Consider the following 18,821-nt stretch of genomic DNA (forward strand, 5'->3'; position numbering starts at 1 on the left):
GCGGGCTACCGGGTGTACTTGGGGACGGCGGAGTCGGCGGCGACCGCGTCGGCGGCCTTCTGGATCCGGTCGGCCCACTGCTCCGGGGTGATCCGTCGGGTGGCGAGTTCGCCGGTGGCGTCGTCGACCGCCTTGCCGAGCGGGGCGTACCAGGTGCGGAAGCGATAGGTGACGGTGTTGGCGCCGGCGGCCTGCACGGCGGAGCGGACCGAGCCGAGCCCGGTGCTGACGGTCAGCCCGTCGGTGGCACCGGCGACGCTGGGCAGCGTGCTGTTCAGCTCGGCGAACCGCCGGGCGCTGCCGCGGGAGAAGAGCACCCGGAGGAACTCCAGCCCGCCGCGCGGGTTCTTCGCCCTGGCCGGCACGAGGAACGACTCGCTGCTGGCGGCCTGGATCGTCCCGTACGGAAGCTTGTCTGCCGCGCCCAGCGACGGCACCGCCCCCATCACCATGTCGAAGCCGGCCGGCGTCACCGGCTGCTGTTCGGCCTCCAGCCAGGAGCCGCATGGGATGATCGCGGCCTTGCCCTGCGACCACGCGGCCTGTGCCTCGGTGTGCGACAGCGCCTCCGAGCCGGGCAGCAGGTAGCCCCGGCCGGCCAGTTCGGCGATCGCGCTTGCCGCGTCCCGCAGCGGCTGCTGCTTCCAGGCGCCCGGCTCGAGGTTGTCCACCGCCGTCACCAGCTCCGGCCCGCCGGCCTTGGCCGCCATCGCCAGCAGCGGATCGTTCAGGTATTCCGGATACTTGCCCTGGTAGGTCCAGGGCGCGATGCCGGCCTTCTTGATCTCGGCGCAGAGCGCCAGCATGGCGTCCCAACTCGTCGGGTACGCCCAGCCGTGCCGCGCGAAGAGCGGCCGGGAATACCAGAGTCCCCAGACCGTGTAGGTGAGGTTGAGCGTGTAGACCCTGCCGTCCAGGGTGCCGTCGGCGACGACGCCGGGCAGCAGGGTGTCCCGGACCGGGGTGCCGGGGTCGTCCAGCGACGGCGCGTCGAGCAGCTCGGTGAGGTCGGTGAGCTTGCCGGCCGCGACCAGGGTGGCCAGGTCGAGCCGGCCGGCGCCGGTGTTGTCGACCACGTCCGGCGGGGTGTCGGCGACGAACCGGGGCTGGAGCGCCTCGCCGACCTTCTGGATCGCCTTGTGGTCGATGGTGGTGCCCGGAAAACGTCCCTTGTAGATCGACTCGGCGTGCCGGGCGTACTCGTCGCCGTAGCCGCCGTCGAAGATGACCACCTCCAGCGGGGTCGAGGCCGGCACCCCGAGCGGGTTCTCGGCGCTGGTCTCGCCCCTGGCCACGGTCGGCTGGCCGTCGTCGCCGCCGCTGGTGACGCAACCGGCCAGGGCCGGGGCGGCGGCTCCGGCGGCGGCGGCCCGCAGCAGGGTGCGTCGGCTCGGGCCGGTGGTCGTCGGTGCCGGCCGGGGTCGGGCCGGGCGGAAAGTGTGCATGGCGCCTCGCCTTCTTCTCAGGCGGTGCGCCGGATGCGTCCGGCGTACCGCGCCTCTAGCTCGCTGTTCTGTTCCCGGCCGCCGGGGACGTTCGCCGAGAGGTAGACCGGTGGCCGGGTGCCGGCGTCGAGCAGCCGGGCGACGACCTCGGCGACCACCTGTTGGGCGAGCAACGCACCGGTGATCGAGGAGATGGCCCCGACGGCACCGCCGCCGGGCAGGGGCAGCGCGGCGTCGCCGTAGGGTGCGCCGTTGTCGAGGACGACGTCGGCCAGGTCGGCGAGCCGGTGCCCCGACGGGTGTCCCGGGTGGACCCGGGAGGTGTGTGCGAGCGAGGTGATGCCGATCAGGTGGTGGCCGTGTTCCTTCACCAGCAGGGCGAACTCGACGATCACCCCGTTGACGCCGGAGTTGGAGGTGAGCACGAAGACGTCGTCGGGCTTGACCGGCGCGAGTTCGTAGAGCCGGTGCGCCACGGTCGGATCGCGTTCCAGGAGCGGGTCTTCGAGGACGGCGCGGTCGGCGCCGCCGTAGAGCACGAGGTCGCGCAGCGCGATCCGGTTGCTGGGCACCAGCCCGCCGGCCCGGCCGGCGATCTCCATCGACAGCGCTTCGGAGTGCCCGCAGCCGAACGCCTGCACCACGCCGCCCCGGTCGAGCGCGGCGGTGATCAGGTCGGCCGCCCGGCGTACGCCGTCGGCCTGGGTCCGGGCGACCCGGTCGATCGCGGCGCCGACGGCGGCGAGGTAGGCGGGTGCGCCGATCTCCGTGGTCATGTCCCCTCCGTGGTCTTGAGCTGCCGGCGTGCGGGCCGTGGCGACTCGTCCGGTATCCGGTGCGCGTCCACGGCGCGGGCGGTGACCTCGAACGCCTCGGTGGTGCGCTGGTAGGTCCGCTGGGCCACCGCGACGTAGATCAGGTCGAGGACCAGCAACTGGGAGTGCAGCGCGGAGAGTGCGGCCAGCCGGAAGGTTGTCTCCTGGACGGCGGTGGTCAGCACCACGTCGGCGACCTCGGCCAGCGGCGAGCGGCGGAAGGAGGTGACCGCGACCGTCATCGCGCCGTGGTCGGCCGCCTCGGCCAGCACCTCGATCACCTCCCGGGTACGCCCGCTGTGCGACAGCCCGATCGCCACGTCACCCGGGCCGAGCAGCGCGGCGTTGGTGAGCGCGGTGTGCGGGTCGGCCCGGTGCCAGACCGGGATCCGGATCCGTTCCAGCCGGAAGGCCATCTCCCGGGCGGCGTTGCCGGAGCTGCCGAGCCCGAAGAGGTCGACCCGGTGGGCCTGTGCGACGGCCTCGGCGACCCGGTCGACGGCGGCGAGGTCCACCTGGCCGGCGGTGTCCTGGATCGCCCGGGCGTCGGCGCTGGCCACCACGCCGAGCAGGTGGTCGAGCGGGTCGTCCGGCCCGATCTCCCGGTCGATGTCGGTGTCCCAGCGCGCCTGGGCGGCCCGGCCGATCTCGGTGGCCACCGCCACCCGGAGCTGGGCGTAGCCGCGGTAGCCGAAGACCCGGCAGAACCGGGTCACGGTCGCGGTGGAGGTGCCGGCGCGCTCGGCCAGGTCGATGATCGTGGCGCGGGCGGTCTCCTCCGGCGCGATCAGGATCTGCTCCGCGACCCGCTGTAGGGCGACCGGCAACGTGGCCAGCTCGGTCCGCAGCCGGCCCAGCAGCCCGCTCTCCTCCATCAACATTCCTTTCACGACTTCCAGGTGATGAAAAAACTTATGACCGCTGGAGGTATCGAGTCAATAGGTTTGACATTTTCGATCGGTACCCCGCACCATCGGCAGCGTGACCGACGGCAACGTCACCGATCCGCTCGTGCTCGGCGTCGACTGTGGCGGCACCGCCACCCGGGCGGTGCTGGCCACCATCGACGGCCGGATCGTCGGGCGCGGCCGGGCCGGCGCCGGGAACCCGGTCGCCGCCGAGCCGGCGCGGGCCGCCGCCGCGCTCGGCGACGCCGCTCGGGCCGCGCTGCACGGGCACGACCCGACCCGGGTGGCCGGCGCGGTGGTCGGGCTGGCCGGCGTGGCCAGGCTCGCCGAGCCGGAAGTGGCCGCCCGGTACGCCGCGCAGTGGTCACGGCTCGGGCTGACCTGCCCGATGCGTACGGTCGGCGACGCGGTGGTGGCGTTCGCGGCCGGCACGGCGGCGGAGCGCGGCTCGGTGCTGATCGCCGGGACCGGCGCGGTCGCCGCCGAGGTGCGCGACCACACGGTCGGCCGGACCGCCGACGGCCTCGGGTGGCTGCTCGGCGACGAGGGCTCGGGGTTCTGGCTCGGCCTGGCCGCGGCGCGGTCGACGGCCCGGGCGCTCTACCGGGGCCCGCCGAGCGGTCCACTGGCCCGCGCCGTGACCGACGTGCTCGGCACGACCGACCCGGACACCTTCGTGAACCGCGTCCACCAGCTACATCACGACCGGCGGGCCGGGACAGCGGGGCTGGCGGGACTGGCGCCGGTGGTCGGCGCGGCCGCGCGGGGCGGGGATCCGGCGGCGGTCGCCATCCTGGACACCGCGGCCGAGCGGCTGGCCGGCACGCTGCTCTCCCTGCATCCGGTGCCGGGCCCGGTGGTGCTGGCCGGCGGGGTCCTCGCCGGGATACCGGAGATCCGCGACGCCGTGCGGGCACGGCTCACCGCTCGGCTGGGCCGGCCCGGCGCGCCGGCCGGTGACGCCGCCGCCGGCGCCGCCTGGGTCGCCGCCCGCCGCCTCGGGTACGCCGACCCGGCGCTGCACGCCCGGCTGCTGGCCGGCGTGCCCGGCGCCGCAGGTGCGGACCGGGCCGTCGACGACTGAGCCACCCGGACGAGCGGGTCCACGGACGAGTGTGCCGGAGAGTCAGGATCGTGACTCTCCGGCACACTCCGCAATCGAGACGTCCCGCCCGGGGGTTACCTCGGGGTGAACTCCACCCAGTTCAGGTTGACCAGACCGGTGGTCGGGCCACCGGTGACCGGCTGGAAGACCAGGTGGAGCCGGTGCCCGCCGGCCGGCTGGTCGACCGCCAGGGTCTGGCTGGACCAGTCGTTGTTGCCGGTCGTGGCGTTCAGCGTGGCGGTGCCGACCAGCGGACCGGTCGGCGAGTCGAGCCGCAGCTCGACGGTGGCCCGGGGCGTACCGGCGGTGGCCGCCGAGCCGCCGGAGACCCGGAAGGTCACCGCGCTGGCGTCACCCAGGTTGATCGGGTCGAACGCGATCGAGTCGCCCGCGTCGATTCCGTTGACGTGCTGGCCGCCGCCGACGTCACTGGTGTTGGCGATCGTCACGTCCTGCCGGACCTGGGCGAACTCGGCCTGCTGCCGGGGCGTCTGTATCACGACCTGGTCGACCGTGGTCAGCGCCGGCTGGCCGCCACCGCCGAGGTCGGTGTACATGGCGCTGATCCCGCCGTAGAGGTAGCCGCCGGCGTGGTCGGCGCCGTCGGCCGGGGACTGGAGGACGCCGGTGCAGCCGGTGGTCGAACCGTGCTCGTGGCCGTGGGTGTCGTGACCGAGCACGAACGACACGGTGACCCGGGAGCAGTCGATGGTGCCGTCCTCCGGGTCGGTGACCGTCACCGTGTACGGGATCTGGTCACCCCAGTCGAAGAAGGAACCCGGGATCGGGCCGGTCACCGTCACCGTCGGGGCGGTGTTGCCGACCGTGATGGTCCGGGTCAGCACCCCGGTCCGGCCGCCGGAGTCGGTCACCGTCAACCGTGCCGTGTACGTCCCGTTCGCGGTGTAGGTGTGCGACGTACTCGGGTCGGCCGAGTCGACAGTACCGTCGCTGGTGAAGTCCCAGGCGTAGGAGATCGATTCGCCCGGGTCGGGGTCGTACGAGCCGACGGCCGAGAAGTTCACCGTCAGCGGAGCCTGCCCGGAGGTGGGGCTGGCGTTCAGCACCGCGACCGGCGACCGCTTGCCCTTGACATACCGGATCACCGAGAGCTGGGCGTCCGGGTTGGCGGTGAAGAAACCGTCGCCGTACTCCAGCAGGTAGAGGCTGCCGTCCGGGCCGAACTCCATCTCCATCGGGTTGTCGAAGACGAAGCCGGGCAGCAGTTGCTCGACGCCGACCAGGTTGCCCCTGCCGTCGGTCCGCATCATGAAGATCTTGTCCCGGGTGAACTCGCCGAACGCCACGGCGTGGTGGTAGTACTCCGGGAACTTCGTCTCCGAGGTCGACTCCGGGTCGTAGGAGTAGATCGGCCCGCCGTGCGGGCCGACCCCACCGGTCCCGATCACCGGCCACCTGAAGTCGCAGCTCAACGGCGGCGTCTCCAGGTACGCCCCCGGGCACGGGGTACGCGCCTGGTAGGTGTACCAGAACTGCGGGTCCTGCACCGGCGGCAACACCGTCCGGCCGGTGTTCCGGGGCGAGTCGTTCACCGGGGCACCGCAGTTGAACGGCTCCCCGGAGGTCCGGGTGGCGAAGTCGTAGTCGACGTACGGCAGCCCCGGCGAGTAGCAGTACGGCCAGCCGTAGTTGCCGGCCCTGTTGGTGGCGAACCACCGGCCGGTCCCCTCCGGTCCCCGGGCCGGGTTCGAGGTGCGGCTGTCCGGCGAGTAGTCGCCGACGTAGACCCGGCCGGAGGCGTCCACGTCGAACCGGAACGGGTTGCGCAGCCCCATCAGGAAGATCTCCGGACGGGTTGTGTCGTCGTGGTCCTGGGCCTCCGGGAAGAGGTTGCCGGCCGGGATCGTGTACGTCCCGTTCGCCCGTACCCTGATCCGGAGCAGCTTTCCGCGCAGGTCGTTGGTGTTGCCGGCGGAGCGCTGGGCGTCGTAGCCCGGCCCCTGGGTCGGTGATTCGTTGATCGGGGTGAAGCCGTCCGAACCACCGGCGTTGGTGTCGTCACCGGTGATCAGATACAGGTTGCCCCGGCCGTCGAACTTCACCTTGCCGGCGACGTGGCAGCAGATGCCCCGGTCCACGTCCACCCGCAGGATCTGCTGCTCGGTGCTCATGTCCAGGTGCGGGTTCTCGCCGTCGACGAACTTGACCCGGGAGAGCTGGTTGTAGCCCTTGAACCTGTCCCAGACCGTCGGATCGGTGCTGGTGGCCGGCGCGTCACCCTCGTTGACGCCCGGGGTGGCCGGGTCGTCGACCGGGGTGGAGAGCGGCGGCGAGTAGTAGAGGTAGACCCACTTGTTCGTGGCGAAGTCGGGGTCGATCGAGACGGTCTGCAACCCGTCCTCGTCGTGGCTGTAGACCGGGATCGTGTTGATCACCGGGCTGGCGCCGCTGGTCGGGTCGTAGAGCCGCACCTGGCCGCCCCGGGTGTTGTGCAGCACCCGGCCGTCCGGCAGGACGGCGAGCGACATCGGCTCGCCCGGCTCGTCGTTGAGGGTGACCTTCTCGTAGTTGCCGGTCACGGTCGCGCCGCAGTCGCCCTCGACCACGCCGGCCGCCCACTGGATGCCGCCGAGCAGGTGCCGGGTGAACGGCTTCGACCGGTAGGTCTCGATCGAGTGGCCGAGCCCGGTGTACCAGGAACGACCGCCCTGGTAGTCCTTGCACCAGGCGATCGGGTGGTCGTAGCCCATGCTGCCGCCCGCGAAACTCCGCTCGTCGGCGGTGGCCAGCACGTGCGAGACGCCCCGGACGTTGGCGGAGAAGTTGTACCACTCCTCGGTCAGGGTCAGGGTGCGCGCCACGGTCTCGGTGGACGGGTGCGCCCGGTCGGCGACGTCGATGTTGCCGGACTCGACCGGGGCGGCGCCGGTCGCCCTCGCGCCGAGCAGACTCTGGTAGAACGCCCAGTCCGGCTCGGTCTCGGCCGCCGCGTGCACCCCGGCGAATCCGCCGCCGGTTCTGACGTACTCTTCGAACGCCGCCTCCTGGCTGGCGTTCAGGATGTCGCCGGTGGTGTTGAGGAAGACCACCGCGCGGTACTTCCCGAGGTTCTGCTCGGTGAAGGCCGCCGCGTCCCGGGTGACGGTGACCCGGAACCCGTGTTCCCGGCCCAGCTCGCGGATGGCTTTGACGCCGTCCGGAATGGACGCCCGCCGCGTGCCCGCCGTCTTGGTGAAGACCAGTACGCCGTAGTCGCGCGGCGCGCGGGCGGCCGAGCGGAGCGCGGCGGGGCCGTTCTCCTCGGCCACCAGCCGCTCGGCGGGTACGGCACCGGAACCCGCTCCCGGGTCCGGTACGGCCGCCGCCGGGGTCTGGACCGTCAGCGGGACGATCGTCGCGGTCGCCGCCAGCACGGTCAGCCAGCGGCGCATGATTGTCCTCATCTCTCCTCCGTCTGCACGCCGTAGGGGGTCACGGGAAGTGGGCGGGACACGGCGCTCCGCGCCCCGCCCGGAGGGCTACCGGCGATAGATGGTCAGCTCCGACATGTTGGTGTAGCTGAGCGCGGCGAAGTCGAGCGACTGGCCGGGGTTGGCCGCGCCGCCGGGGGCGGTGTCCTGCTCCCAGTTCGCGTGCCGGAAGTCGGCGTCGCCGATGGTTTGGAAGAACTGCTGGAAGTTGATGTCGCCCTCGCCGAGCGGCGTCATCTCGTAGCCGTTGGCGAGCGCGCTGTTCCGGTTGCCGTCCTTGGCGTGGAACAGCGGGAACCGCCTGCTCTGCGAGACCACGTTGAGGATCGGGTCGAAGAGGTCGGTCTTCTCCCTGCCCCACCGGTCGACGTACTTCTGGTGCTTGAACCGGGCCACGTAGGCCCAGTAGATGTCCAGCTCGAAGAAGACGTAGCGGGGGTCGGTCTTCCGGAAGAAGTACTCCAGTCGGCGGGTGCCGGAGGAGCGGGTCGGCCGGCCGTTGGCGTCCAGCGGCCCCTTGTCGAGCAGGAACGAGTACGCGGCGTCGTGGTTGTGCGTGTAGAGCCGCAGTCCCCGCCTGCGGGCCTGCCGGCCCAGTTCGTTCCAGACGTCCGCCGCCGCGTCCCAGTCCGAGGGGTACGACGAGTTCGTCGGATCGCTGCCGGTGCCGATGTTCTTCATGCCGAGCGTCTCGGCGATATCCATCTGCTGCTCGAAGGTGGCCGGGTTGATCGAGGCGTGGGTGCCGTTGGCGGTCAGCCCGTTGTCGTCGAGGATCTTGCGGATCTCCGCCGGGGTGATCTGCCGACCCAGGATCTGGGTGTTCTGGGTGTAGCCGGCGAACTCCACCTCTTTGTAGCCGAGTTCGGCGATCCGGGCGAGCACCCGCTCGAAGCCGTACGGGACACCGCTGTCGTCGGGTGCGGCGGAGATTCGGTCGCGGACGCTGTAGAGGATGATGCCCCGGTTGCGGCCCGGGATCAGCGGCTCGGCCCGCAGTTGCCCGTGCGCGACCGCGGGTGTCTCGGTCCGGACCACGTTGGCGCCGACCGCGCTGAGCGCGGCCGCAGCGCCCGCCGAGGCGGCGAGGATGCTCCGCCGGGTGAGCCGGCGACGTGCCGCCGGGTCCATCGGTGATCCGCTCTGCGTCTTGCCCATGTCCTGCACCTTTCCGGGCGGTGACGCCTCCACCGCCCATGCTTGGATCGATTCAAGAGGTCTCCGGCGGACAGTCCGTGACGCACCGGAGCGCGTTTACGCCGGGGAAGTCGGGGTGAGGGGCGCGCTCACGTGCCACTCGCGGCGCGCGGGGAGGTGCGTCGCGGCCGTGGCCGGGCCGGACGCTTTCGAGGGCTTCCCGCTCCGGGCGGCCACCCGGGCGGGCCAGATATGACGATCAGCGGTCGTCGCTGTTACGAATAGACACACGCTAGAGGCTGCGCCACGAGAAGAAAAGGGGACGACGCGGTAACTTTGGTTCTGGAATACAAAAGTTCGTCGGACTCTGCGGAAAGTTTCGGGTCGATTGTGGTCGAACAGGACCGCCCCCGGGGCCACAGAGCCGGCCCCGCAGAAGGCAGAGCCGACCCCTCAGAAGGCAGAGCCGGCCGCTCAGAAGTAGGTCCGCAGTATGTCCACGATGGTGTGGTCGTCGTCGACCACCGGCATCGCCCGCCACTTGTCGAAGGCGGTGCACGGGTGCGAGATGCCGAAGCAGACCAGATCACCCACGCGGATGTCGGTGCCCGGCGGGACCACGAGATATCCGTGATGGTCGTTGAGCCGGCTGACCGTCATGCCGGCGGCGGGGTGCAGCTCGCCGGAGCGGCGCCGGATCAGCAACGGTACCGGCAGGCCCTCGTCGTACGGCGCGTCCCGCTTGCCCATGCCGACGATCGCCAGCCCCGCCTCAGGGGTGGAGGTGACCTGCGCCCAGAGTTCGAGTGCCGCCGCCAGCCGGCCCTCGGCCGGGATCCGCCGGAACGGCGTGTGCTCGGCGTAGAAGCCGTGGTCGTGGGTGACGTAGGCGCCGCTGCGCAATACCACCCGCAGCTCGTGACCGGTGAGCCAGGCGCCGCCGAGTTCCTCGGTCACCAGGTCGAACCAGGCGCTGCCACCGGCACTGACCAGCACCTCCGGCCCGACCAGCCCTCGGCGGGCCAGCTCGGTCGCGGCCGACCGGAGCCGCCGCAGGTACGCCGAGACGGCCGCCGCGTCCGGCAGGCCGCCCTCGTAGCCGGCGACGCCGTCGAGGCGTACGCCGGGGGTGGCGGCGACCGCCTCGGCGACCTCGACCACCTGCTCGACGCCGCGACAGCCGGCCCGTCCACCGGGGAAGCCGAGCTCGACCAGGACCCGCAGCGGCGGGCCGGCGGGCTGGCCGGCGAGGGCGGTGCCGATCGCCTCGACCCCGGCGACCGAGTCCACGAAGAAGTGCGCCTCGAAGCCCCGGCCGAGTTCCCGGGCCAGCCAGCGCAGCGGCCCGGGGTCGAGGAGCTGGTTGGCCAGCAGCACCCGGGGCACGCCAAGGGCCCGACAGGCGAGCATCTGGTTGGCGGTGGCCACGGTGATCGCCCAGGCGCCGGCGGCCAACTGTGCGGTGAGCAGTGCCGGCGCCATGGTGGTCTTGCCGTGCGGGGCGAACCCGAAGCCGTGCCTGGCGCAGAATCCGGCCATCGTGGCGACGTTGTGCGCGACGGCGGAGCGCCGGACGGCGAGGGTGGGCCAGGTGACGGCACCGTCGAAGAGGGAGTGCCCGGCGGCGGCGTACGTGGCGTCCGGCACCGGCCCGTCGGGCTGCCAGAAGCCCCTGGCCCGCCAGTCGAGGGCGGTCTCGGCGGATCGGTGGTCGCGCACCGGCTCTCCCCCGTCGCAGGCTCAGGTTCGGATGTGGCTCGCTGGTGGTTGCCCAGCCTGCCCGACGAAACCGGCCCGGTCAACGTCTTGACGGAGGAGCGCCAGGACGTCCAGGCTATGCGCAGCCCGGTTAACGGACCATTTTCGAACCTGGAGATCCGATGGTGATCGGTCTCGTCATCCATGCCAGCCACCGCGGCGTCTTCGAGGACGCGGCGCGCACCCTGGCCGGGGTGGCGCTGGAGTGGATCGTCTACGAGCACGAGGACGCGGTCCGTGATCTCGTCGACCGCGTACTCGCCCGGCAGCGCGTCGACGGTCTGCTGCTCGGCCCGGTCCCGTACGCGAAGTGCCGCGACCTGCTGCCGGCGAACCTGCCGGTGGCGATCCTCCGCTCGGCCGGGCTGGACCTGTCGCTGGCGCTGTTCCGGGCGCAGGCCCGGGGCTGGCGGCCCACCCCGGTCAGCATCGACACCTACGACGCGCAGACCGTGGACGAGGTGGCCCGCGCGCTGGAGCTGGACCCGGCGCAGATCGGCTGCCTGCCCTACGACCCGGAGCAGAGCGTTGCCGAGATCGTGGCGTTCCACCGCTCGGCGCTGACCCGGACCGGCGCCGACTACGTGATCAGCCTGCGTACGGCGGTGGCGGCCCAGCTGGCGGGCAGCAGTCCGGTCCTCGGCGGCCTGCCGGGGCCGGCGACCCTGCGGGCGCAACTGCACGAGCTGGCCCTCCAGGTGCAGTCCAGGCAGGCCAGCGCACTGCGCTTCGCCGCCGGCATCTTCCTGGTCGGCCGGGCCGGCCCGCAGCTCGACCTTGACCGTGCCCGGGTCGGTCTGATGAACCTGCTGCTGAACACGCCCGAGTTCGGCGACGCCTGGATCGAGGACCGGGGCCGGCGCGGCGTGGTGGTCTTCGCCCACCAGGCGCTCTTCGAGCAGGCGACCAACAGCTGGGTCTCGCTGCCCGCCCTCGGCCAGGCGCAGGAGACCCTCGGGATCCGGGTCGCCGCCGGGTTCGGGGTCGGCGCCTCGGCCCGGAGCTGCCTGCATCTGGCCGAGCGCGCCGTGGCCCGGGCCGAGCAGGAGGAATCGCCGAGCGCGTACCTCGTGGAGGACGGCGGCGTCATCATCGGCCCGATGAGCCCGACCGGGGCGGCGCTCGCCTTCACCTATCGAGAGCACGGTGCCGAGCTGGAGCGGCTGGCCGGCGAGGTGGGGCTGAGCGCCGCCACGCTCTCCCGGCTCGCCGCCATCGAGCGTGCCCTGGAGGGGCGGGCGATCTCCCCCAGTGACCTGGCGCAGCAGCTCGGGATCACCGATCCCAGCGGCCGCCGCCTGATCCGCAGGTTGAGCGACTCGGGCCTGGTCGAGGTGGAGGGGAGCACGCAGATGCACCGCCGGGGCCGGCCGGCCCGCCTCTACCGGCTGCGGATCGGCGTCGCGGCCGGCGACCGCGCGTCGCGGGTACCCGCCAGGGCGGACCGGTGAGCGACCACACCCACCCGACCGGACCGCCGAGTGACGAGGACGCCGATGCCGGCGGGGCGTGGGATCTGCTGCTCGCCGGAGGTGACCTGCTCGATCCGGGCGGTGGTCGGAGCGGGGCGTACGACGTCGCCGTCCGGCACGGCCGGATCGCGGCGGTCGCGCCCCGGCTGCCCCGGCGGCGGGCCGCCGAGGTGATCGAGTTGGCCGGCCGGCTGGTCACGCCCGGACTGGTCGACCTGCACACCCACGTGCACCCCGGCGCGACGTACTGGGGGATCCACCCCGACCCGGTGGCCTGGCGCTCGGGCGTGACCACCTGGGTGGATGCCGGCTCGGCCGGGGCGTACGGCTTTCCGGCCTTCGCCGCCAGCTCCGCCGGGTACGCCGTCCGGGTGCCGGCGCTGCTGAACATCTCGGCGGTGGGGCTGGTCGCCCGGGTCGGCGAAGCCCGCGAGCTGGCCAACTGCGACGTCGACCTGGCGGTGGCGACCGTCCGGGCCCATCCGGGCCGGATCGTCGGCTTCAAGGTCCGGATGGACCGGCACAACGTCGGCGCCAACGGGCTCGACCCGCTGCGCCGGGCGGTCGAGGCGGCCGACGCCTGCGGGTTGCCGGTGATGGTGCACATCGGTGCGGCACCGCCCTCGGTGGCGCAACTCCTGCCGCTGCTGCGACCGGGTGACATCATCACGCACTGCGCCAGCGGTATCGCGGCCGGTGTGGACGGGTTCCATCCGGCGGCGAAGGAGGCGTACCAGGCAGGGGTGCGCTTCGACCTGGGGCACGGCTCCGGCGGCTTCGCCTTCGACGTGCTGGAGGCGCAGTTGGCCGCGGGGATGCCGCCGCACGCGGTCTCCACCGACCTGCACGCCCGGTCGCTGCACGGCCCGGTCTTCGACCTGCCGACCACGATGGCCAAGCTGCTGGCGGTCGGGATGAGCCTGCCACAGGTGGTGGCGGCGGCGAGCGCCGGGCCGGCCCGGCTGCTCGGCCTGCCGGACGGGACCGGCACCCTCGCGGTCGGCGCGCCGGCCGACCTGGCGGTCTTCACCGTGGAGCCGGTCCGGCACGAGGTGGTCGACGTGCATGGGCAGCGCCGGCACGCGCCGCTGCGGCTGGTCAACGAGCTGACCTACCGGGCGGGGCGGCCGCTGCCGCCCCGGCTGCCCGAGCCGGTGCCGCCGTGGATCCCGCTCACCGACACCCAGCGCGCCGCGCTGGCCCGGCGGGCCCGGGCGGTGCGCCAACTCCTCGTCCCACCCCTGGTGGGCCCGGACGGGCTCGCCGAACAGTTTCCCCGACACGGAGGTTGACCCATGCCCAAGCAGATCGTGCAGGCCGACCGGGCGGCGCCGCCCGGCGGGCCGTACTCGCACGCCGTGGTCGCCGGGGGTTTCGCGTACCTCTCCGGGGCCTGCCCGGTGCTGCCGGACGGGACCTGGGTGCGGGGCGACTTCGCGGCGCAGGCCCGGGCGGCGTTCACCAACCTGGCCGAGGTGGCCAGGGCGGCCGGTGGCGGCCTGGGCCGGGCGGTACGCGTCGGCGTCTACCTTCGCGACTTCGCCGACTTCCCGGCGATGAACGAGATCTACCGGGAGTTCTTCGGCACCGAGAACCTGCCGGCCCGGACCACCCTGCCGGTCGCGCTGGAGGACTTCGACATCGAGATCGACGCGGTGCTCTACCTGGGCGTCTGAGCCGCCCGGGAGGCGCCGTCCGGCACCGGCCGGACGGCCGTTCCCGCGCGCCCTACACGGTCCACACCGGGACGCTGAGCAGGGAAATTGTTACTTGACGGGCGACCTGTGGACACCCAGCCTGGATGACATCCATATCGACCTAATTACGAACCAAGCTCGTTATTGAAGGAGGAAGCCCGTGCGGAAACTCCTGGCACTTCCCGCGCTGCTCGCGCTGGCCCTCGGCGCCGGCGCCTGCGCGCCCTCCAGCGACGCGCCCGCCGAGAGCACCGACGACCGGACCGGCACTCTGCGGGTCTGGCTCTTCGACGAGGCCAACCGGGCCGCCAAGGAGGCGGTGGTCGACGAGGCGGTCGCCGAGTTCACCGCGAAGAACCCCGACGTGCAGGTCGACGTCAGCTACCTGGCCACCGACACCCGGGCGGAGAAGTACAGGGGCGCGCTGAACGACCCGGCGAGCGCGCCGGACGTCACCGAGGTCGGCAACACCGACCTGGCCAGCTTCGTCGCCTCGAACGGGATGGCCGACGTGACGGCGGAGAACGGGGCGTGGGCCGAGGCCGGGGACCTGCCGGCCGACCTGGTCCAGACGGTCACCGTCGGCGACAAGGCGTACGGGGTGCCGTGGTGGATCGGCGTCCGGGCGCTCTACTACCGCACCGACGTCTTCACCGACCTCGGGCTCACCCCACCGACCTCCTACGCCGAACTCGTCACCGCGGCCAAGAAGATCCGGGCCGAACGACCGCAGATGCTCGGCATCGCGGTCGGCGGGCTCTACACCTTCGGCGCGCTGCCCTTCGTCTGGGACGCCGGTGGCGACATCGCTACCAACTCCGGCGGGACCTACACCGCCGCGATCGACTCGCCCGCCGCCAAGGCCGGGATCAAGGCGTACACCGACCTGTTCAGCCCCCAGATCTGCCCGCCACAGCAGTGCGTCGACCTGACCGGCGGCGGCACCGTGGAGGCGTTCGCGGCCGGCCGGGCCGGGATGGGAATTCTCGGCAACTTCAACCGCTCGGCCGTGGAGGCCGGCGCGGTGAAGGGCACATACGGCGTCGTGCCGCTCCCCGGCGCCAGGCCCGGCTCCATTGCCCCCGCCTTCGCCGGCGGCAGCAGCCTGGGCGTCTTCCGCTCCACCACGCACCGCAGCCTGGCGGTCGAGTTCATGCACCTGCTGGCGAGCAAGAAATACACCCTGAAGCTCTACGACGCGATGGGCTTCGTGCCGGCGATGAAGTCGGCCCGCGCCGAGGTGATCGCCAAGGAGCCGTTCCTCAAGCCGTTCATCGAGACGATGGAGGCCGGGACGAGGTTCGTGCCGGTCGACAGGGCCTGGACCACCATCGACGCCGAGAAGATCCTGCCGAACATGCTCCAGAGGGTCATCACCGGCAGGGCGACCGTCGACACCGCGGCCGCCGAGGCGAACACCCAGATCGCCGCGGCCTTCGGGAAGTAGCCGGCGTGCCGTCTCCCGCAACGATCCGCCGGCAGCAGCGGCTGGTGCCGCTCTGGCTGCTGCTGCCGGCGCTCGCCGTGCTGGTGCCGATGTTCGCGTACCCGCTCTACCAGCTCGGCCTGCTCTCCCTCTTCGAGTACGGGCAGCCGCAGGTCTCCGGTGGCGAGCCGGCCCGGTTCGTGGGCGCGGGCAACTTCCAGAGCCTCTTCGCCGACCGGACGTTCTGGACGGTGCTCGGCCAGACGGTCGTCTTCGCCGCCGGCTGCGTGCTGGCGACCCTCGCGATCGGCGCCGCGCTGGCGGTGCTGATGACCCGCATCGGCAGGCTGGCCCGGACCCTGCTCTCCTACGCCGCCCTGACCGCCTGGGCGGCACCGGCGATGACCGGTTCGGTGGTCTGGGCGTTCCTCTTCGACAGCAACCTCGGGCTCGTCAACGAGGTGCTGGGGCTGGCGGGATACAACTGGCTCTACGACCGGACCGTGGCCTTCGCCCTGGTCGGCGCGGTGGTGGTCTGGCACTCCTTCCCGTTCGTGATGATCACCCTCTACGCCGGCATCCAGGCGGTCCCGCCGTCGGTGCTGGAGGCGGCGGCGCTGGACGGCGCGGGGGCGGCCACCGCGTTCCGTCGGATCACCGTACCGATGCTCCGGCCGCTGATCGCGATCGTGGTGATTCAGTCGATCATCTGGGACTTCAAGGTCTTCACCCAGATCTACGTGATGACCCGGGGCGGCGGCATCGCCGGGCAGAACATGGTGCTCAACGTGTACGCGTACCAGAAGGCTTTCGCCTCCGCCCAGTTCGGCCTCGGCTCGGCGATCGGGATCGTGATGACGGTGATCCTGCTGGTCGTCACGCTCTTCTACCTGCGCGCGCTACGCCGCACCGGGGAGGTGCTGTGAGTGCGAGGAGTGAGCCGGGTTTGCGAGCCCCGCAGTCACGAACGAAAGGTGACACCGTGATGCGCCGCCGCGCCGCGGACGCCGTGGCGATCCTGGTCGCCGTGGTCACGGTCTTCCCGATCTACTGGATGCTGCTCTCGGCGCTGAAGCCGACCGGCGAGATCGTCTCGGCCGACCCGCGCCCGTGGACGCTGCACCCGACGCTGGAGCACTTCCGCTCGGCGCTCGGGGTGAGCGGCTTCGGCCGCTACTTCCTGAACAGCCTGGTGGTGGCGCTCGCCGTGGTGGCGCTGAGCGCGCTTGTCGCCTTCCTGGCGGCGGTGGCGCTGACCCGCTACCGGTTCCGCACCCGCAGCACCATCCTGGTGCTCTTCCTGATCGCGCAGATGGTGCCGGTCGAGGCGCTGACCATCCCGCTCTTCTTCCAGATCCGCGACCTGGGGCGTACGGTGCCGGGCGTCGGGCTGAACACCCTCGGCTCGCTGGTGCTGGTGCACCTCGCCTTCAGCCTGCCGTTCGCGATCTGGATGCTACGTGGCTTCGTGGCGGCGGTGCCGCCGGAGGTGGAGGAGGCCGCCACAGTGGACGGTGCCTCCCGGTTCACCATCCTGTGGCGGATCCTCTTCCCGCTGATCGCGCCCGGCCTCGCCGCGACCAGCATCTTTTCCTTCATCACCGCCTGGAACGACTTTCTCTTCGCCAAGACCTTCATCATCAGCGCCACCGAAAACCAGACCCTCCCCGCCGCGCTGCTGGTCTTCTTCAAGCCGGACGAGAACGACTGGGGCGGCATCATGGCCGCCTCCACCCTGATGACCGTCCCGGTGCTGGTCTTCTTCGTCTTCGTCCGGCGCCGGCTCGTCGCCGGGCTCGGCGGGGCGGTGAAGGACTGATGCTTTCCCGCCTGCTCCCCCGGCCGGTCACCACCGAGGAACGACCCGGGGTGTTCGTCCTCGGCCCGGCGACCACGCTCGGCTCGGATCCCGCCAGCGCAGGGGTGGCCCGGCTGCTCCGGGAAACCCTCACCCGCTCGACCGGGCTGGCCCTGCCGGACCCCTGCCCCGGCGGCGGCGCCCACAACGGGGGTGGTGCCGCCGCCGGGGCAGGCAGCATCGCGCTCGCCGCCGACCCGGCACTGCCCGCCGGGGGCTACCACCTCCGGGTGCACCCCGACGGCGTCACCGTCACCGGCGGCGACCCGGCCGGGGTCCACCACGGCACGCAGAGCCTGCTCCAGTTGCTGCCCCCGGCCGTGTACCGGCGCTCCCGGGTGGCGGCCGGCCCATGGACGCTGCCCGGCGTGGAGATCTCCGACGCGCCGCGCTTCGGCTGGCGCGGCTGCCTGCTCGACGTGGCCCGGCACTTCATGCCGGTCGCCGGGGTGCTGCGCTTCGTCGACCTGCTCGCCGCGCACAGACTGAACGTGCTGCACCTGCACCTGACCGACGACCAGGGCTGGCGGTTGCAGGTCCGGCGCTATCCCCGGTTGACCGAGGTCGGCGCCTGGCGGCCCGAGTCGATGGTCGGCTCACGGCAGCACGAGCGCTTCGACGGCCGGCCGCACGGCGGCTACTACACCCAGGACGACATCCGCGAAATCGTCGGGTACGCGGCGGAGCGCTTCGTCACCGTCGTACCCGAGATCGATCTTCCCGGGCACACCCAGGCGGCGATCGCGGCGTACCCGGAACTCGGCAACGACCCCGGCGAACCGGTGGCGGTCTCGACGCGCTGGGGGATCTCGTCCCGGGTCCTGAACGTCTCCGACGAAACCCTCGACTTCGCCCGGCACGTACTGGACGAGGTGATGGAGCTCTTCCCGAGCCGGCACGTCGGGATCGGCGGCGACGAGTGCGACAAGGGCGAGTGGCGGGCCAGCCCGGCCGCCCAACGGCGCCGCCAGGAGCTGGGGCTGCGCGACGAGGACGAGTTGCAGAGCTGGTTCGTCCGGCAGCTCCAGCGGCACCTGGCCGGGCGCGGACGGGTGCTCTTCGGCTGGGACGAGATCCTGGAGGGCGGGCTGCCGACCGGGGCGACGGTCGCGGCCTGGCGCGGCCCGGCGCTGGCGGTCGCGGCGGCGCGGGCCGGGCACGACGTGGTCTCCTGCTGGGACAGTTCCGCCTACCTGGACTACCGGCAGTCCGACTCGCCGGACGAACCGATCCCGGTCGGCACCGTGCTGACCGCCGCCGACGTGCGGAGCTTCGAGCCGGTGCCGGCGGAGCTTCCGGTGGCGCTGCGGCACCGGATTCTCGGTGCGCAGTGCAACCTCTGGACCGAGCATGCCGACAGTCCCCGGGCCGTGGACTACCTGGCCTTTCCCCGGCTCGCCGCGTTCGCCGAGGCGGTCTGGTCGCCAGCGGGCCCGGAGCACCGGGACGGCTTCGAGGAGCGGCTCGCCGCGCACCTGCACCGGTTGGACGCGCTCGGTGTCGAGTACCGGCCGCCGGGCGGGCCGCTGCCCTGGCAGCGCCGCCCCGACGCGGCGGGCTGGCCGCGCCAGCGAACCGACCGGGAAGCGGAACTGGCCCGCCTCACCGGCAACGTGCTGCGCCCGCGCACGCCCGAACCGCGCTCCACCCGCGACACCGGCCCGCAAGGCGCTGGCCACCGGGCGGCCCGGCCGGATTCATGATCCCGCCGTCACGTCGTCCGTCCTATCTGGAACAATGCTGGCCGGATCCGGCGCCGTGCCGGACCG

At 72.4% G+C, this 18,821-nt stretch carries 14 protein-coding genes; 8 read left to right on the top strand and 6 right to left on the bottom strand.

Annotation, left to right across the window (positions count from 1 at the left end):
- Positions 1–5: 5 nt before the first annotated feature.
- Genes ngcE through ACN28C_RS27310 form a run of 3 tightly spaced genes read right to left on the bottom strand, consistent with a single transcriptional unit; the run spans position 6 to position 3,141 of the window.
- A complete protein-coding gene (ngcE, locus tag ACN28C_RS27300) occupies positions 6–1,445 on the bottom strand; it encodes an N-acetylglucosamine/diacetylchitobiose ABC transporter substrate-binding protein (RefSeq protein WP_422770376.1) in 1,440 nt (479 codons plus the stop codon).
- A 17-nt stretch (positions 1,446–1,462) separates the two neighbouring features.
- The gene (locus ACN28C_RS27305; RefSeq protein WP_422770377.1) at positions 1,463–2,221 is read right to left on the bottom strand and encodes a sugar isomerase domain-containing protein; all 759 of its coding nucleotides are present in this window, start codon (positions 2,219–2,221) and stop codon (positions 1,463–1,465) included.
- A complete protein-coding gene (locus tag ACN28C_RS27310; protein WP_422774828.1) occupies positions 2,218–3,141 on the bottom strand; it encodes a MurR/RpiR family transcriptional regulator in 924 nt (307 codons plus the stop codon). Before ACN28C_RS27310 ends, ACN28C_RS27305 begins: the two co-directional genes overlap by 4 nt.
- A gap of 100 nt (positions 3,142–3,241) precedes the next feature.
- Here ACN28C_RS27310 and ACN28C_RS27315 point away from each other — a divergent pair, with 100 nt between their 5' ends.
- On the top strand, positions 3,242–4,252 hold the full coding sequence (locus ACN28C_RS27315; protein ID WP_422770378.1) for an N-acetylglucosamine kinase: 1,011 nt from the start codon (positions 3,242–3,244) through the stop codon (positions 4,250–4,252).
- 95 nt (positions 4,253–4,347) lie between these two features.
- Here ACN28C_RS27315 and ACN28C_RS27320 read toward each other — a convergent pair whose 3' ends face one another.
- The 3 genes from ACN28C_RS27320 to ACN28C_RS27330 all read right to left on the bottom strand — a co-directional run bounded on the left by ACN28C_RS27320 (position 4,348) and on the right by ACN28C_RS27330 (position 10,560).
- A complete protein-coding gene (locus ACN28C_RS27320) occupies positions 4,348–7,677 on the bottom strand; it encodes a ThuA domain-containing protein (RefSeq protein WP_422770379.1) in 3,330 nt (1,109 codons plus the stop codon).
- 75 nt (positions 7,678–7,752) lie between these two features.
- Entirely contained in the window at positions 7,753–8,862 is a 1,110-nt protein-coding gene (locus tag ACN28C_RS27325; RefSeq protein WP_422770380.1) for a sugar phosphate isomerase/epimerase family protein, read from the bottom strand.
- A 453-nt stretch (positions 8,863–9,315) separates the two neighbouring features.
- The gene (locus ACN28C_RS27330; protein ID WP_422770381.1) at positions 9,316–10,560 is read right to left on the bottom strand and encodes an alanine racemase; all 1,245 of its coding nucleotides are present in this window, start codon (positions 10,558–10,560) and stop codon (positions 9,316–9,318) included.
- Positions 10,561–10,721: 161 nt separating this feature from the next.
- Here ACN28C_RS27330 and ACN28C_RS27335 point away from each other — a divergent pair, with 161 nt between their 5' ends.
- From ACN28C_RS27335 to ACN28C_RS27365, 7 genes are all read left to right on the top strand, one after another.
- Positions 10,722–12,050, top strand: a complete 1,329-nt coding sequence (locus ACN28C_RS27335) for a MarR family transcriptional regulator (RefSeq protein WP_422770382.1) — start codon at positions 10,722–10,724, stop codon at positions 12,048–12,050.
- Entirely contained in the window at positions 12,047–13,363 is a 1,317-nt protein-coding gene (locus ACN28C_RS27340) for an amidohydrolase/deacetylase family metallohydrolase (RefSeq protein ID WP_422770383.1), read from the top strand. Before ACN28C_RS27335 ends, ACN28C_RS27340 begins: the two co-directional genes overlap by 4 nt.
- Before the next feature lie 3 nt (positions 13,364–13,366).
- The gene (locus ACN28C_RS27345; RefSeq protein WP_422770384.1) at positions 13,367–13,747 is read left to right on the top strand and encodes a RidA family protein; all 381 of its coding nucleotides are present in this window, start codon (positions 13,367–13,369) and stop codon (positions 13,745–13,747) included.
- Between the two features lie 181 nt (positions 13,748–13,928).
- Positions 13,929–15,215, top strand: coding sequence for an extracellular solute-binding protein (locus tag ACN28C_RS27350; RefSeq protein ID WP_422770385.1), 1,287 nt, complete (start codon positions 13,929–13,931; stop codon positions 15,213–15,215).
- A 5-nt stretch (positions 15,216–15,220) separates the two neighbouring features.
- Positions 15,221–16,120 (top strand): carbohydrate ABC transporter permease, encoded by a 900-nt coding sequence (locus ACN28C_RS27355; protein WP_422770386.1) that lies wholly within the window; start codon positions 15,221–15,223, stop codon positions 16,118–16,120.
- Between the two features lie 59 nt (positions 16,121–16,179).
- The gene (locus ACN28C_RS27360; protein ID WP_422770387.1) at positions 16,180–17,013 is read left to right on the top strand and encodes a carbohydrate ABC transporter permease; all 834 of its coding nucleotides are present in this window, start codon (positions 16,180–16,182) and stop codon (positions 17,011–17,013) included.
- The gene (locus ACN28C_RS27365; RefSeq protein WP_422770388.1) at positions 17,013–18,755 is read left to right on the top strand and encodes a beta-N-acetylhexosaminidase; all 1,743 of its coding nucleotides are present in this window, start codon (positions 17,013–17,015) and stop codon (positions 18,753–18,755) included. Before ACN28C_RS27360 ends, ACN28C_RS27365 begins: the two co-directional genes overlap by 1 nt.
- The last annotated feature ends 66 nt before the right edge of the window (positions 18,756–18,821 follow it).

It is taken from the genome of Plantactinospora sp. WMMC1484 (assembly GCF_049315195.1).
In the GTDB taxonomy this organism is placed as follows: domain Bacteria; phylum Actinomycetota; class Actinomycetes; order Mycobacteriales; family Micromonosporaceae; genus Plantactinospora.